We start from the raw sequence: 15,335 nt of genomic DNA on the forward strand, positions 1-15,335 counted from the left end.
TAAAATCATGTCTTATGAATGAACTTCAGGCAAAAGCGGGTATCCAGATTTCCCGGCCCATCGCAACAGTATTTAATGCGATCGTTGACCCGAGCGAGATGTCTAATTATTTTATTGAAACCAGTACCGGTAAAATGGAAGCTGGTAAAACAGTGACCTGGAAATTCCCCGAATTCGCGGATAAAGTTCCTGTGACGGTATTGACCGTACATGCGCCGGTGTCTATTGTGTTTGAATGGGAAGGCGCTCCGGGTAATCAACTGAAGGTGGAAATTCACCTGGAAGATCGTGGGGGTAACAGCACCGTTGTAAAAGTTATTGAAGGCGATATGCCCAATACAGAAGCCGGCATTAAATGGTTAAGAGGGAATACGGAAGGTTGGGCTAACTTCCTCGCCTGTATGAAAGCATGGCTGGAATACGGTATCCATCTGCGTCAGGGCGCTTTTGACTATATGAAACCAGCTTGATAGCATCCTATCTTTCAACTTATCAACTCAAAAGAACCAACAACTATTCTGCAATAACTAATCTTGTTTACCCGTTGTAAACATATGTTTGGTATGATTATTTCAATGTAAAGCCAAACTGTTGATACGCCATGATGAAATGGGTGTTAAAAAAGAGCAATGGCACTGATAACCCGCATGCTGTTGAACTACGTATGAAACCCGAGTTTGACCCACTTGTTACTGCTATTTATACAATAGATTATGAATTATTCCCGGAATTCATGACTGTGGTTAGTCAATCTGAGAACTGGGGATTTTCGTATGCTTATTTTAGATTTTATGACTGCATGGATCTGGCGGAAAGAGATGTGGTGGAGCGTTTCGAAGGCCGGAGAATGAAGCCTGCAGAGGTATTCGTGTACCAGGAATATGTAGGCACTGTACTGGTAGGGCAAATCCACTTCAATCAATTAATCCTGGAATATGGTCATGCCTTATTATTGTATAAGTCGCAGCGCGACCTTGTTTCCGCGGCCTGGGTCAACGAAATGAAAAAGGCGCTGAGTATCCTCACCGCCCATATCCTGGGGCCCAGTAACGGACATTAAAAAGCCGCACAGTTTCCCATGCGGCCTTTGTATTGGTATTGCTGTTATGTTTGTACGGAATGAAGGTGGCGATTAATCGCCCACAACCACAGTAATAAATCCTCTGGCGATATCGGTAGTTTTGGTCACAGGATTTTTAACTCTGAAGATATAGTAATAGGTGCCTTCTGCCAGACGTTGTCCATTCATATATGCGTTCCAGGTATTGTTGTAATTTTTCTGCGAGTACACCGTTCTTCCGGCTCTGTCTACGATGGTCAGTTCATTTTCCGGAAAGTCTCCGATATTCTCAATTTTCCAAAGGTCATTGCGGCCATCTCCATTCGGACTTACCACATTATTGGCTCTCACAATAAAATCACCCAGCAGACGGATATCTATCGCAGCGGTATCGGTACAGCCGCCGGCATTGTTGGTGGCTACTACGATATAACGGGTATTGGTGGTAGGCCTTACCTGGATGCTGGCAGTAGCTGTTTCTCCTACAATTCCAGCTGCGGCTCTCCATTGGTACTGATCGCCGCCAGTAGCGGTGAGGGTCAGCTGATCGCCCTTAGCGATAACCGTTCCTTTATCAGAAGTAATATTCACATTAGGCAGTCGGTTCACGGTGAGTGTGAAAGTACGTATACGCGTGTCCTGGCCCCCATTGCGAATCCCGCCATTATCTTTGATCATAACGGTAATCATACAACTACCGCCTGTAATACCTCCTTTCAACTGATAGGTGAGTACCCCTTCATGGGTCACATTCAACTGCTGTAGCAGTGGCGCATCAGCCACAGCGACCAAAGTGTAGGTCTGATCCGGTTCTACCGCCGACATGCCCGTCAGATATATAGTATCTACCGCAGTGCCGGCGCAAGCGCCTTTATCAGCGATCGGGTCCAGGGTGGGAGCTATATTCACATAAGTGTCCTGGATAGCTACGGTAATTTCTGCCATATTGCTGTTGGAAACGCCATCGCTCACCATTACATATACACTCACGATGTTTCCACGGTTGGCCTGTAAGCGCGCAATGTCCTTTACTATCAGTCGGCCGCTGGCATCCAGGTCAAATGCCCCTTTACTACCATCATCCTCAAGTATCCACTGGAGATTGCTGCCGGTCGCCGTCAGCTGGCCTACTACGGCGCCCAGCGGACTATCATCCCGAATGGTAAAAGTTTGGTTATCAATACTGGGAGGGGCCGCCATCGTGCTGCTGTATCTTGCACCCGCCGCTTTCACAGGTACAGGACAGCACATCAGGACAGCCGCAGACACAAATAGCAATGGCGCTATTTTCTTAATGTAGATGTTCTTCATAGGCATCGGTACAGGAATGGTTCACCCAATGACGGATGTTCTCAGATGTAAAGATAACCAGCTTTTTTTGTTATAGAAATATTTTTTTTAATATATAACTTTTGTGGGAGGAATTTTAAAATTTTATCCTCTTTTTTGAATATCGGTTGTATTTTTCCAGCTGGTTTTAAAGTGCTTTGTTTTGGACATGTATGCAATAACGGATGATACACTTTTGTGGGAAGCAGTGGTAAGCGGCGATGAGCGCGCGTTTGAGGAGGTGTATCAATCTGCCTTTCCCACGCTTTATGAGTACGGAATGCGCTTTATACGGGATGAAGCGTTTGTGGAAGAGAGCATCCAACAGCTATTTGTGAAGGTTTGGACCAATAAAGCCACGCTGACGAATGTACGCCGTATCCGGCCATACCTGCTTTTTTCTCTTCGCACACTGATCTATAACAAAATCCGGGACGCTAAACGTAAACGTATCAGTGAACTGGATGCCGACTATGATTTTGAACTGGAGTTTTCTCCGGAATCGCTACTGATCCGCAAAGAGACCGATGCGGAACGCCTCCGGTCATTACAGGCCGCGTTGGACCAACTTACTCCCCGCCAGAAGGAAATTATTTTCTTGCGTTACTACCAGGGATTGGATTATAAAGACATTACTGAAATTATGGATATAAGTTTGAAAGGGGCTTATAAATTAACGGCCCGTTCACTGGATACACTTCGTGGAATCCTAGGCCTGTCTGTGGTTGCGGTGATTCTGTTACTGAAAACGCATGCGGCAAAATAGTTGTTACCTCCTCTGAAAGTCCCCATTTTTTTATCATCATCTTTTGCTCCCCGAAAAAAGTTTAAAATTTTTTTGAGTGCCGTGGGGTGTTTAACTCACCCACGGTGTTTACCATAAAAATCACCCTTTATAGGCAAGTGGTGATGAGGAGTTGTCATGAGTGAGCAGTATTTAAATTATGGTAAGGCGGATTTCCTGGAAGATGCTTCTTTCATCGCATATGTCAATGGTACTTCGCCGGCAGCGATGGCCTTTTGGGGCCGTTGGAAAGCGGGTAGGCCAGCCAACCTGGAGGAAATGTTGTCGGCAGAAACAACATTAAAACTTTTATTATCTGCCCGTCGGATATCGCCTACTTCAGACAGAGCTGGTGTGGTATGGAACAGAATATTGGGAGATGTACGTCAGTACGACCTACAGTTGCGTATTCGCCGCAGACGTATGTATGCATCCGCCGCAGCGGCCATCTTATTACTGCTGGTGGCTACCGGATGGTGGCATCTGCGCACAGGCAACAGGAATTATCAAACCCGCTATGGTCAAACGATGGCATTGGTACTGCCAGATCATTCACAGGTAACGCTTAATGCTGGTAGCCATCTGAAATATGCTAAGGTATGGCCCAAAGACGGACCAAGGGAAGTCTGGCTGGATGGTGAAGCCTATTTTGATGTAACGCATCTCAAACAGGATACCTTACCATTGAAACCATCCGAACGATTCATTGTACATACCCAGTCTATGGATGTAGAAGTATTGGGAACCACTTTCAATATCAAGGATCGCAGAGGTATGACGCAGGTAGGACTTTATTCCGGCGCTGTGATCTTGCGCTCTCTGATTACGCAGCAATCGATGCAGTTGATTCCTGGAGAAGTGGCCAGTATGAATCAGCAAACAGGCCAGCTGCAAAGGGTTTCAGAAGATGTGTCGACAATCATCTCCTGGAAAGATCATCAACTGGTGATGAATAAGATGAAAGTAAGCGATATTATCCAGTTGCTGGAAGACAATTATGGCTATCATATTCAGGTGGAAGATTCAACCATTCTAAATAAACAAATACAAGGGGTGATACCAGTGAAAAATGAAGGGAATATTCTCTTTGTACTTTCGGGCATACTCCAGATCAACATCGAAAGAAAGGACAGCCTAATAATTTTTAAACAAAGGAACTGATACAGAACCAACCAAATCAGAACTACTAACCGTTAATTTTCTATGCAAAAATTTTCTCTGAAATTTTGCGTACTGGCGTTAACTATGCTCGCCAGTCTGGTTACCTACGCGCAGCAAAAAGCGTTGCCGGTAACAGAAGCGCTGGAGCAAATCACCAGGACCTATGGAACGAAATTCGTGTATGGCGCAGATGTGCTCATCAACAAGAAAACAGCGACTGCCATACCAGGCACGAAAACCTTGCCAGTAGAAGAAGTATTAAAACAGGTACTCTATCCGAATAACCTGTTGTTCGTCTATGTCAGCAGCAATACCTATATGATTATTGACCGCCCTGCCGGTCCTGTAAAGAAGGTGCTTTCTGAGACCAGTACTCCTCAGGAAACGGTAGGAGCTACTACAGATGCAGCAAATAAAACTTTGATAGGATATGTGGCAGATGCCGGATCAAAAGAGCCGTTACCAGGTGTAACAGTGCGATTGATGCCCGTAGGTACTGGCGCGGTAACAGACCAGTCGGGCCGCGTATTTTTCCCGCATGTACCGGCAGGTACGCAATACATTGTAATTAGTATGGTAGGTTATGTACAGAGACAAGAGCCCTTTACTGGCAATAACTTTGGCGTAGCCCTGGAACAGAATACCAAAACCCTCGATGAGGTAAATGTGGTAGAAGTAGGATACGGTACTAAACGTAAAGAAGCCATTACGAGTGCAGTTTCCTCTGTTGGCAATAAAACAATCACACAGATGCCTACGCCGATTCTCTCCAATGCATTGATAGGCACTGTTCCTGGCTTATTTGGCAAACAAATGAGCGGTGTTCCAGGAAGAGATCAAAGCCGGATGATTGTTCGCGGTTCTGACTTTACTAAAACAGCATTGATTGTTATCGACGGAGTGCCGTTGAATGAAAATTCCAATACTGGCGGTATGTCCGGCCAAGCGAGCCTCGGCGATTTGGACCCTGCTGATATTGAGAGCGTGACTGTATTGAAAGATGCGGGAGCAACAGCCATCTATGGTTCACGGGGTGGTAATGGCGTTATCCTTGTTACCACAAAAAGAGGAAAACAAGGAGTGCCTAAATTCTCTTTTTTAGCCAACAGTACCTGGTCGCAGCCTACACAGCAACCTAAGTTTGTAGGTAGTTTTCAACAAGCATTGCTGGAGAATGAGTATGCCGTGAATAGCGGTAAGATACCTGTTTATACAGATGCACAGCTGGATACAATTCGCCTCGGACTAAACCCTGACAAGTTCGCCAATACCGACTGGCTGAAAGAGGGGACTTTGAAATTTGCTAAAGGACAAAACTATAACCTGAATGTAAGTGGAGGTAATACAGGCGTAAAGTACTATGTATCCGGTGGCTATAATAATCAGGGTTCTCTGATTAAGAATGATGCTTATAAACGCTATACCGTTATCTCTAACGTAGACGCGCGTCTGAATAAGAACCTGACTATGGGCTTGGATATGCGTTATGTGTATGAGAATGTGAATGACGTGCCAGCTGGAGGTGCAAACAATATCTTGAATAATCTGTACCAGCTTTCGCCGTTGCAACCTGTTTATTTCAGTAATGGATTACCAGCAGCAAATTATACAGGATCTGTAATGAACCCAATTCTGATGGCGAATCAGAGTGGTTATGCCCGTAATTATGCCAATTACCTGAATGCGAAATTTAAGATGGATTATTCCATACCATGGGTAAAGGGACTGGGAGCTCATGCCATGGCCTCTTTTGATCGCAATAACTATGGGAGCAAAACATTTACCGTTCCTTATAAACTATACCGTGCAAATGCTGCGGGCGTATATATACCAGTAATGGGGGTAGACAGTAAAGGCGCTGATCTGAAGCCTTCCCTCACACAGGCAACTTCCCGCAATAACTATACAAACATGGAGTTAGGACTGAATTACAACAGAAGTTTCGGTCTCCATAACCTTTCCGGAATTTTACTCTACACCCTGAACAGCAGTTATTCGGAATCCTTAAGCGGTGGCCGTAGCAGCCTCTTTACGCCAAGTGTGGATCAACTCTTTGCCGGTGATGCCAGTGCGAGTCTTACCAACTCCGGATCGGCACAGGAATTCGGAAGGGTAAGTTATATCGGGCGACTCGGTTATTCCTGGAATGCACGTTACTACCTGGATGCCAGCTTCCGTACAGAAGCTTCCGTTAACTATCCGGAAGGGCATCGCTGGGGCACCTTCCCCTCTATATCTGCTAGCTGGCGTATTTCAGAGGAAAACTTCCTGAAAGGAAATGCTTCCTGGCTGGACGAACTGAAACTCCGCGCTTCCTATGGTATGGCGGGGGATGAAACCGGCGCAGGATACAGTTCTTATCTGTATAATTTCTCTGTAGGTCAAAATAGCGGCCCTGCTTCTTCTACAGGAAAGTATGGGTATATCTTTAATGGCAGCTATGTGCCTTCTATCTATCCTGGCTCCCTCGCGCCAAACACGAATATCACCTGGGGAACAATTAAATCCTTCAACGCAGGATTGAATGTAAGTATCCTGAAAGGTTTATTCGCAGCATCGTTTGATGTCTATCGAAAAAATAATATAAACGTCCTCATTTCTTCAGCGAATAATGTTCCTCTGACCTTTGGAGCCACTGCACCTCGCGTAAACCTGGGTCGCAGCCATACTTCAGGCTATGAGCTGAAACTCTCGCATACCAATAGTATTGGTAAGAACTTCAATTACTATGTAACAGCTGTCGCTGCGCATACGAAAACCATCATTGATTTTTCCGGAGAGCAATCAGGTCTTCCTGCATGGGATGAACGGCAGCAGAATGGCTGGGGCGTTAATAATACCCGCATATACCATGCGCTGGGACTCTTCCAGACCCGCGAGGAAATCAATAACTGGGCAGATCAGGACGGCCGTAAGAATGCTACCATCAATCCGGGAGATATCAAATATGCTGACCTGAACGGAGATGGCGTTATCGATCAGAAGGATGTAATCGTGAAAGATAATACTGCAATGCCTTTGTTTAATTATACGCTTTCGTTGGGCGGATCCTGGAAACAGTTTGAACTGGATCTGACATTCCAGGGAGTAGGGGATTATACAACGCTCATCGGTAGTAAGAGATGGACAAATTATGATACCCGTCAACTGGATCGCTGGACCCCCGATAATCCAAATGCCTCCTGGCCGAAATTAGGTTCCATCGCTTCTGATTCCCGAAACTCTGATTTTTACGGTCTGAATGGGAATTATCTGCGACTGCGGAGTGCAAGGTTATCTTATTCACTGGCGCCAGTATGGATAAAGCATATAGGATTTGACGCTGTAACGATCAACCTGCAAGGAGGAAATCTGTTCGTTATTTCCAAAGTGAAATTCACAGATCCGGAGAATGATAATCCTTCGTTTTATGGTGCACAGAAAACCTATAGTGTAGGCCTGAATGTGAAATTCTAATCACCGTCGAAAAAACTATTAAATGATGAAATACAATATAAAGAGAGGTCTGGTTGCGGGTTGTATGCTGATGTTATCTGCCTGCGCCAAAGATATCCTGAATAGAAAACCGCTGGATTCTATTAATGAAATAGTGGTATGGAATGATATCAACCTGGTGAGTAACTATGTCAACTATTTCTATTCTACGATGGAAAGTGGCTTCAAGAGAACATATTATCTCTCCGCTGCCACTGATAATGGCATGGATGGCCTGGCGAATGATATCTATTTTATCAAACCGCTGACGATGGACGCCAGCTGGAATCCCAATAACGCGCCATTTAATGGACTGTATACGAGTCTGTATCAGAATCTCCGTAAAGCAAATGATTTCCTTGCTCACATAGATGGCGTTGCCGGCGATTCTACATTAAAAAAGCAAATGAAGGCGGAAGTGCGTTTTTTCCGTGCCTACTACTATACTGAATTGCTGAATTATTTTGGAGATGATCCTATCAAAGCTAGTGGTGCGGCTGCTCCTTCAGGACTGGTGGATGGTTACGAGGATGCGTTAGGCGTAGCGATACTGGAAAAAGCACAGGAGTATGGAAAAGATAGCCTGTCCATTGCACGCAGTACCCGTCGGCAAACAGTGGATTACATCGTTTCTGAACTGGATGCGGTAGCTACTATGTTGGCACAATTACCCGCTTCTTATACAAATCCTTCCGGTAGAATCACCCATGGCGCAGCTATGTCGCTGAAAGCCCGTGTGCTCCTCTTTGCCGGCCGGTTTAAAGCTGCTGCCACTGCATCAAAAGCGGTAATGGCACTGAGTAAATACTCCTTGTATCCGGATTATAAAGGACTCTTTACCGTAAAGAATAATACGGAATGTATCATCTCTGTTCAACATAACAACATCGCAAGTGAACGTGGACACACGTATGATAAGGATGTGGCCAATGGCTCTATGTCTGGCTTGGCAAAAGAATGTCCTACCCAGAACCTGGTGGATGATTATGAGATGACAGACGGAAATCTGCCAGGGGCATCATCTCTCTACGATCCTCAAAATCCTTATGCCAACAGGGATAAGCGCTTTGCAATATCTGTTGGTTATGATGGCGCTGTATACCGTGGGCAGACACTGACCTTATACGATAATGGTTTTGACATACTAAATGCAGGTCTGTTTAAAACACAGACAAGATATCTGGTACGCAAAGCCTGCAATGAGTCCTTCAATTTCCTGGGAGATGCTACCTATGGCAGCGACCAAAACTGGCTCCTGATCCGTTATGCAGAAATTCTGCTCAACTATGCAGAAGCGCAGAATGAAGATGCAGGCCCCGACCAAACAGTGTACGATGCTGTGAACAGTGTTCGGCGCAGAGCGGGCCAGCCAGATCTGCCTTCCGGGCTCACACAGAGCGATATGCGTCTGCGTATCCGCCATGAGCGCCGCATTGAATTCGCATTCGAGGATCAGCGTTTCTGGGATCTGCGCCGCTGGCACCTGGCAGATCAATTACCATACCGTACTATCTATGGGGCCAATATTAAACTGTCTGGTAGTACTAAGGTTTTCGGAGCGCCAGTATTACTGGAAACCCGCTATTTCGGTATTAAAAATTACACGTTCCCTATCCCTGCATCAGAACTGCAATCCAATCGTTTAATGATTCAAAATACCAACTGGAAATGATAAACCAACCATTCAAATATGCTTTGCTGCTGGTATCCCTGTATAGTGGATACCTGCATGCACAGCAGCCTGCAAAGAATTACGTAGTACCGTTACCGGTAGTGGAAGAATGGACAGACAACCAACATGCTGTTATTCGTCGCATGGAAAATAACCAATGGAAGCGCTTTCTACTGGATGCAACTAATGGCAAGGAAACAGCCTTTACTGGCCCATTGGTAAACAGCAATTCCAAAGGGAAAAAGTTGATCATCAAAGAAGGGGATATTTTCCTTCAGGAAGGAAAACAACTGCGTCAACTCACCCATACGCCGGAAATTGAAGCTACTCCAGCTTTCTCTCCCGATAGCGCTATGATTGCTTTTACGCGTAATCACGACCTGTATACCCTCCATCTGGCTACTGGTAAGGAAACCAGGCTAACTGCCGATGGAACCGAATTGATCATGAACGGCTACTCCTCCTGGGTATACAACGAAGAAATATTAGGTCGGCAAATGGACTATCGCGCGTTCTGGTGGAGCCCGGACGGACAGTCGATAGCCTTCTTCCGTACTGACGACAGCAAGGTACCGGAATTCATTATGACGGATGCCGGCGGCTTTCATGGTTACGTGGAAAAGCAACGTTATCCGCAGCCCGGAGATCCTAATCCATCTGTAAAAATAGGAATGGTCCCGGCAAATGGCGGGACGATTACCTGGGCAGATTTCAAAGAACAGGATGATCAGTATTTTGGTACGCCTCACTGGATGCCAGATGGGAAAAGCCTGATGGTACAATGGTTGAATCGCGGACAAGATCACTATCAACTTTATGCAGTAGCTGCCAATGGCGGTAAAAAACTACTGTATGAGGAGAAACAATCAACCTGGATCAACCTGGACGATGAAAACAATATAACGTTTGTAAATGGGGGAAAACAGTTCCTGCTGGCGTCTGATAAGTCTGGCTTCAGACACCTCTATCTGCATCATACAGATGGCCGATTGGCTAATCAGGTAACCAACGGCGAGTATGTTGTGAAGGATATCAAAAGAATAGATGAGCAGCATAAAGTGATTTATTTTACTGCAAATAAAGATGGGATCAGCCAGGAAAACCTTTACCGGGTTGATTATTCCGGTAAGAACATGAAGCGTCTCACTTTTGGACCATATAATCATACCATTAAGTTCTCTCCAGACGGTACTTATTTTACTACTGTTTACAGCAATGCAGGTACGCCGGATAGAGTTGCGCTTGTCTCCAATACCGGCAAAATTATTCGTGAGCTGGGAGATAGTCGCGGTGCAGATTTCGACAGTACCATAGAGAAACGCCATCAGGTTGTATTTGTAAGAAGTGAAGATGATAAATTCAACTTGCCACTGAGCATTAGTTATCCGGCAAATATGGAGCCTGGAAAGAAATATCCAGTGTCTGTCAATATTTACGGAGGCCCGGGTTCTAATAGTGTCTTCAACCGCTTCATTCATCCCAAATTCCTTCCGCCGGATGATGTTATTCTGGTGCAAATGGATCACCGTGGTTGTGAAGAATTTGGTAAGCGCGGCCAGAACTATATGCACCGTAACCTGGGGGAATGGGCGATCAAAGACTATATCCAATGTGTGAAATGGCTGATAGCCAATGCACAGGTAGATCCGGATAAAGTTTTGATTGACGGTTATAGCTTTGGCGGTTACATGGTTTGCTATGCATTAACCCATGCCCCGGAATATTTCAAATTCGGTATTGCAGGCGGTAGTGTGATTGATTGGAGAATGTACGACAGCCCTTATACTGAACGTTATATGGATTCTCCCGCAGAAAATCCGGAAGGATATGAGAAAAGCTCCGTGCTCGCCTATACGAAAAACTTGAAGGGGAAGCTATTACTGCAGCAAGGCGGTATTGATGATAATGTACACAGTATTAACACGCTATCGCTAGTAGATAAACTGGAGAACGAAGGCAATACCAATTTTCAAATGATACTGTATCCAGGCAACAGGCATAGCGTGATTTCTCAGAAATTGACGCATTTCAATGCCATAAAGAATCTGCAAATGAATAAATGGCTGCTGGACAAATAGATCGTATCTACCTAATTAATCAAAAACCAACCATGAACTTAGTTCGTAAGCAAACCGCACTGCTGGCACTCATTTCAGCTGCGCTTCTTTCTACTCCCCAGGCTTTTTCCCAAACAACAAAAGCCACTATATCTGGTACCGTACCGCAAAAGTTAAATGGAACCACTGTATACCTTTTTAAGGAGAACAGCCGTTCAGGATCCAGTTTGATGGATTCCGCTGTGATCAAAAACGGGAAATTTTTATTGAGAGACACGTCCACACTACCTTTCGCAGGTAGTATTTCCGCCGTAATTAAGAAGCAGGAAGGCAACGCATTTTCCGGTTACCGGAAAATTTTCATGAAACCAGGTGATAAAATGATCTTATGGCAACCACAGGTAAAAGATTCCGCTAATGTGTTGGCTGGATCAGAGATTAAAGGGGCCGCCTATACGAAACAACTGGATGAATTACTGGAACTGTTGGCGCCTTCAGAAGCTGTATTGAGCCAATGGAAAGTCAAATTAAGACGAATGCGTGCCGACTCAGCCCAGTTCAGCGCCGGTATAAAGGAAATGGATCATTATTTTGCTATACAGGATAGTATTAAGTTAGATTACATCCGCCGACATCCTAACTATTACGTGAGTTTACATACCTTTTCCCATATGATAGGAGGCAGGGCAAAGGATGTAGATCATGCACGCATGGTCTATTCCACCTTTACCAATGACCTGAAAAATTCGGTTCTGGGTAAGGCGGTATTACAAATAATTAACGAAAGTGCCAGTATTAATATAAACCAGGTAGCGCCCGATTTCGCAGCTCCTGATAAAAATGGGAAGTTGGTCAAATTATCCGACTTCAGGGGGAAATACGTACTACTGGATTTCTGGGCCAGCTGGTGTGCTCCTTGCAGAGGGGAGAACCCTAATGTGGTAAAGGCCTATCATCAATATAAAGACAAGAATTTCGAAATACTCAGCGTTTCCCTCGATCGGGAGGACGGACGGCAGGCATGGCTGGATGCTATCGCAAATGATGGCCTGGAATGGGCCCATGTGTGTGAACTGAAAGGCTGGAAAAGCGTGATCGCGAAGAAATACCTGATTACCGGTGTTCCCATGAATTTCCTGATCGATCCCAATGGTAAAATTGTTGCCATGGGGCTGAGAGGAGAGTCCCTCCAAAAAACGCTGGCGCAAATATTCCCCTAGCAAGTCCTAATTCCGCCATATGAAAGCCTGTTGCACTTCGGTGCAGCAGGCTTCTTTATTAATTGATAGTCAGCTGTCCTTATTTTTCCTGATTGCGCAAATCAAATTCCCGTTTGCGTAATCATAATCCTTCCATCTCCCTATAGTTTTGCAGGCAAAAAAAAACGATGATGCAATCCTATAGGCCCAACCGTTGCCGGAGTTTGCTTTTACTGCTGATAATGAGTCTCTTTATCTGCAAACAGGCCATAGCTACCGATCTTTTATCAACTATTCATGGAAAGGTGATCGCTGCCGACGGTAGCCCTGCTCCATATGTGACTGTAAGAATTGAAGCATCCAATCACGGCGCGTTAACCGACGCAAATGGCGAGTTCTTTATAAAAAAAATTAAACCTGGTAAATATACGCTCCTGATCTCCATGGTGGGTTATGCAACCGTTACTAAAGAGATATTGGTAGAATCAGGCGAGACCACTGAATTACAGGTGCAATTGGGTGCTTCTGGTCAGCAAATGAAGGAAGTAACTGTTGTAGGCGAGAATAATAAATATACTGTCCTTACACCCTCCAATTCACTACGACTGAATATGCCTTTAGTAGAAGTACCACAGAGCATTACAGAGATTACGAAAGAGGTATTGGCAGATCAGATGATATTTGATATGCAGGAAGGGGTAACCCGTAATGTGAGCGGGGTTTCCCGTCTGGGACACTGGGATATGTACTCCAATATCCAGATCCGTGGTTCCCGTGCTAGCAGCCTGCGTAATGGCATGAATGTATTTATCAGCGACTGGAGTCCGCTGACCCCGGATATGAGCATGGTAGACCGCATTGAGTTTATCAAAGGCCCTGCAGGATTTATGTTGTCGAACGGAGAGCCTGGCGGTACCTACAATGTAGTCACCAAAAAGCCCACGGGCAATAACCAGGGAGAAGTATCGCTCTCGCTCGGCAGTTATGATACTTACCGCGCCACATTAGATCTGGATGGTAAGCTCTCTAAGAATGGTAAATTGTTATATAGATTGAATGTGGCAGGAGAAACCAGGAATGGCTGGCGCGACTTCGACTACACCAACCGCTATAGCATCGCTCCGGTACTAAAATATCTTATCGATGATAACAATTCCTTTACCCTGGAGTACAACCTGCAATCTATGCAGTTACCTGTGATTGGAGGAAATTACTCCTTCTCCAAACGTGGTTACGGCGATCTCCCGATCAACTTTACCACGATAGAAGGTAACATGGACCCCACCAAAATCAATGATAACAGTCTGATGGCCTTTTATGAACATAAATTCAATCAGGACTGGAAACTGACTGCGCAATTTGGCTACTTCCGATACAGCCAGATTGGACAAAGCATGTGGCCATCAGGATTCGCAGTACCAGGAAATGATAGCCTGCTGCAGCGACATATCAATATTTGGGATGGTCTGGGTCTGAATAAAACCGGACAGGTATTTATCAATGGTACTTTTCAGACTGGCGCCCTTCAGCATAAAATCCTGGGTGGGATAGATATGAAGTATAGTAATTATTATGCAGACTGGGGTCAGACCGCTGATTTCGGCCCATTGTTTAATATCTATAATCCCGTACATGGCGGCGTAACGATGCCTAAATGGGACCGTTCCACAAATATCCGCACCAGAGGCGTTCAATATAACTATGGTTATAATGCAGTATACTTACAGGATCAGATAGGTCTCTTCAATGATCAGTTACGTATAACCCTTGCCGGTAGATACACCACCAATGATGTGGTGAGTCCTTATGATGGTACCAATAAAGACAGCAAATTTACCCCGCGCTTTGGTATCAGCTATTCTTTAGACAAGAATACATCCGTTTACGGCGTATATGATGTCAGCTTTAATCAGACACCTGGCCTCGACTGGCAAAATAAACCTTTCAAACCCACTACCGGAGATAACATCGAATTCGGTATCAAAAGAGATTGGTTCGGTGGTCGCTTCACCTCCTCAGTAGCAGTATACCAGATCACCAAGAATAACGTGCTCGCAACAGATTACGAACATAAAAATCCCGCTACCAACGAATTCTACAATCGCCAGAACGGACAACAACGCGTAAAGGGCCTGGAAGCTGATTTTCAGGGAGAAATTGTAAAAGGATTGAACCTGGTAGTGAATTATGCTTACACAGATGGTATCGTATCCAAAGATTCAGATCCTAAACTGGTAGGTAACTATATTCCAGGTATCGCCAAACATATCCAGAATACCTGGCTGACTTATACCCTTACAGACGGCGCATTGAAAGGCCTGCGCGCGAATTTCGGATATCAATATCAGGCCGGTCGTATTGCAGGACAGGTATATGATAAAAGTGAAAACTTCCTGCCAGATTACTTTCGTATGGATGCGGGATTGGGATATGTTATAGATAAGTTCAGCATTAACCTGCTTGTCAATAATGTCTTGGACAAATACCTGTTTACCGGCGCTCCTTCTGCAGATAATTACGGCAATAAAATCTACTACTGGCAAACAGAACCCGGTCGTAATATGAGAATGAGCGTGGGATATCGTTTCTAAATTAAACC

10 protein-coding genes are annotated in these 15,335 nt (G+C 45.0%); 9 read left to right on the forward strand and 1 reads right to left on the reverse strand.

Annotation, left to right across the window (positions count from 1 at the left end):
* Positions 1-14: 14 nt before the first annotated feature.
* Together CLV59_RS18475 and CLV59_RS18480 are read left to right on the forward strand one after the other, a co-directional pair.
* On the forward strand, positions 15-470 hold the full coding sequence (locus CLV59_RS18475) for an SRPBCC domain-containing protein (protein ID WP_111593558.1): 456 nt from the start codon (positions 15-17) through the stop codon (positions 468-470).
* Between the two features lie 131 nt (positions 471-601).
* Complete coding sequence (locus CLV59_RS18480) at positions 602-1,060, forward strand: hypothetical protein (RefSeq protein WP_111593559.1); 459 nt, start codon at positions 602-604, stop codon at positions 1,058-1,060.
* Positions 1,061-1,132: 72 nt separating this feature from the next.
* Here CLV59_RS18480 and CLV59_RS18485 read toward each other — a convergent pair whose 3' ends face one another.
* A complete protein-coding gene (locus CLV59_RS18485) occupies positions 1,133-2,371 on the reverse strand; it encodes a gliding motility-associated C-terminal domain-containing protein (RefSeq protein ID WP_170137808.1) in 1,239 nt (412 codons plus the stop codon).
* Positions 2,372-2,558: 187 nt separating this feature from the next.
* Here CLV59_RS18485 and CLV59_RS18490 point away from each other — a divergent pair, with 187 nt between their 5' ends.
* The 7 genes from CLV59_RS18490 (at position 2,559) to CLV59_RS18520 (ending at position 15,327) form a co-directional block, all read left to right on the forward strand.
* A complete protein-coding gene (locus tag CLV59_RS18490) occupies positions 2,559-3,155 on the forward strand; it encodes an RNA polymerase sigma factor (RefSeq protein WP_111593561.1) in 597 nt (198 codons plus the stop codon).
* 156 nt (positions 3,156-3,311) lie between these two features.
* Positions 3,312-4,334, forward strand: a complete 1,023-nt coding sequence (locus tag CLV59_RS18495; RefSeq protein WP_111593562.1) for a FecR family protein — start codon at positions 3,312-3,314, stop codon at positions 4,332-4,334.
* 42 nt (positions 4,335-4,376) lie between these two features.
* A complete protein-coding gene (locus CLV59_RS18500) occupies positions 4,377-7,790 on the forward strand; it encodes a SusC/RagA family TonB-linked outer membrane protein (protein ID WP_111593563.1) in 3,414 nt (1,137 codons plus the stop codon).
* Positions 7,791-7,815: 25 nt separating this feature from the next.
* Entirely contained in the window at positions 7,816-9,480 is a 1,665-nt protein-coding gene (locus CLV59_RS18505; protein WP_170137809.1) for a RagB/SusD family nutrient uptake outer membrane protein, read from the forward strand.
* Positions 9,477-11,558, forward strand: coding sequence for a S9 family peptidase (locus CLV59_RS18510; RefSeq protein WP_111593565.1), 2,082 nt, complete (start codon positions 9,477-9,479; stop codon positions 11,556-11,558). The genes CLV59_RS18505 and CLV59_RS18510 overlap by 4 nt, the downstream gene beginning before the upstream one ends.
* 32 nt (positions 11,559-11,590) lie before the next feature.
* Positions 11,591-12,757, forward strand: coding sequence for a TlpA disulfide reductase family protein (locus CLV59_RS18515; protein ID WP_170137810.1), 1,167 nt, complete (start codon positions 11,591-11,593; stop codon positions 12,755-12,757).
* A 221-nt stretch (positions 12,758-12,978) separates the two neighbouring features.
* Positions 12,979-15,327 carry a TonB-dependent receptor gene (locus CLV59_RS18520; RefSeq protein ID WP_211323963.1) on the forward strand — a complete coding sequence of 783 codons (2,349 nt, stop codon included), beginning with the start codon at positions 12,979-12,981 and terminating at the stop codon, positions 15,325-15,327.
* Positions 15,328-15,335: the final 8 nt, after the last annotated feature.

The organism is Chitinophaga dinghuensis (assembly GCF_003259435.1).
Taxonomy (GTDB): domain Bacteria; phylum Bacteroidota; class Bacteroidia; order Chitinophagales; family Chitinophagaceae; genus Chitinophaga; species Chitinophaga dinghuensis.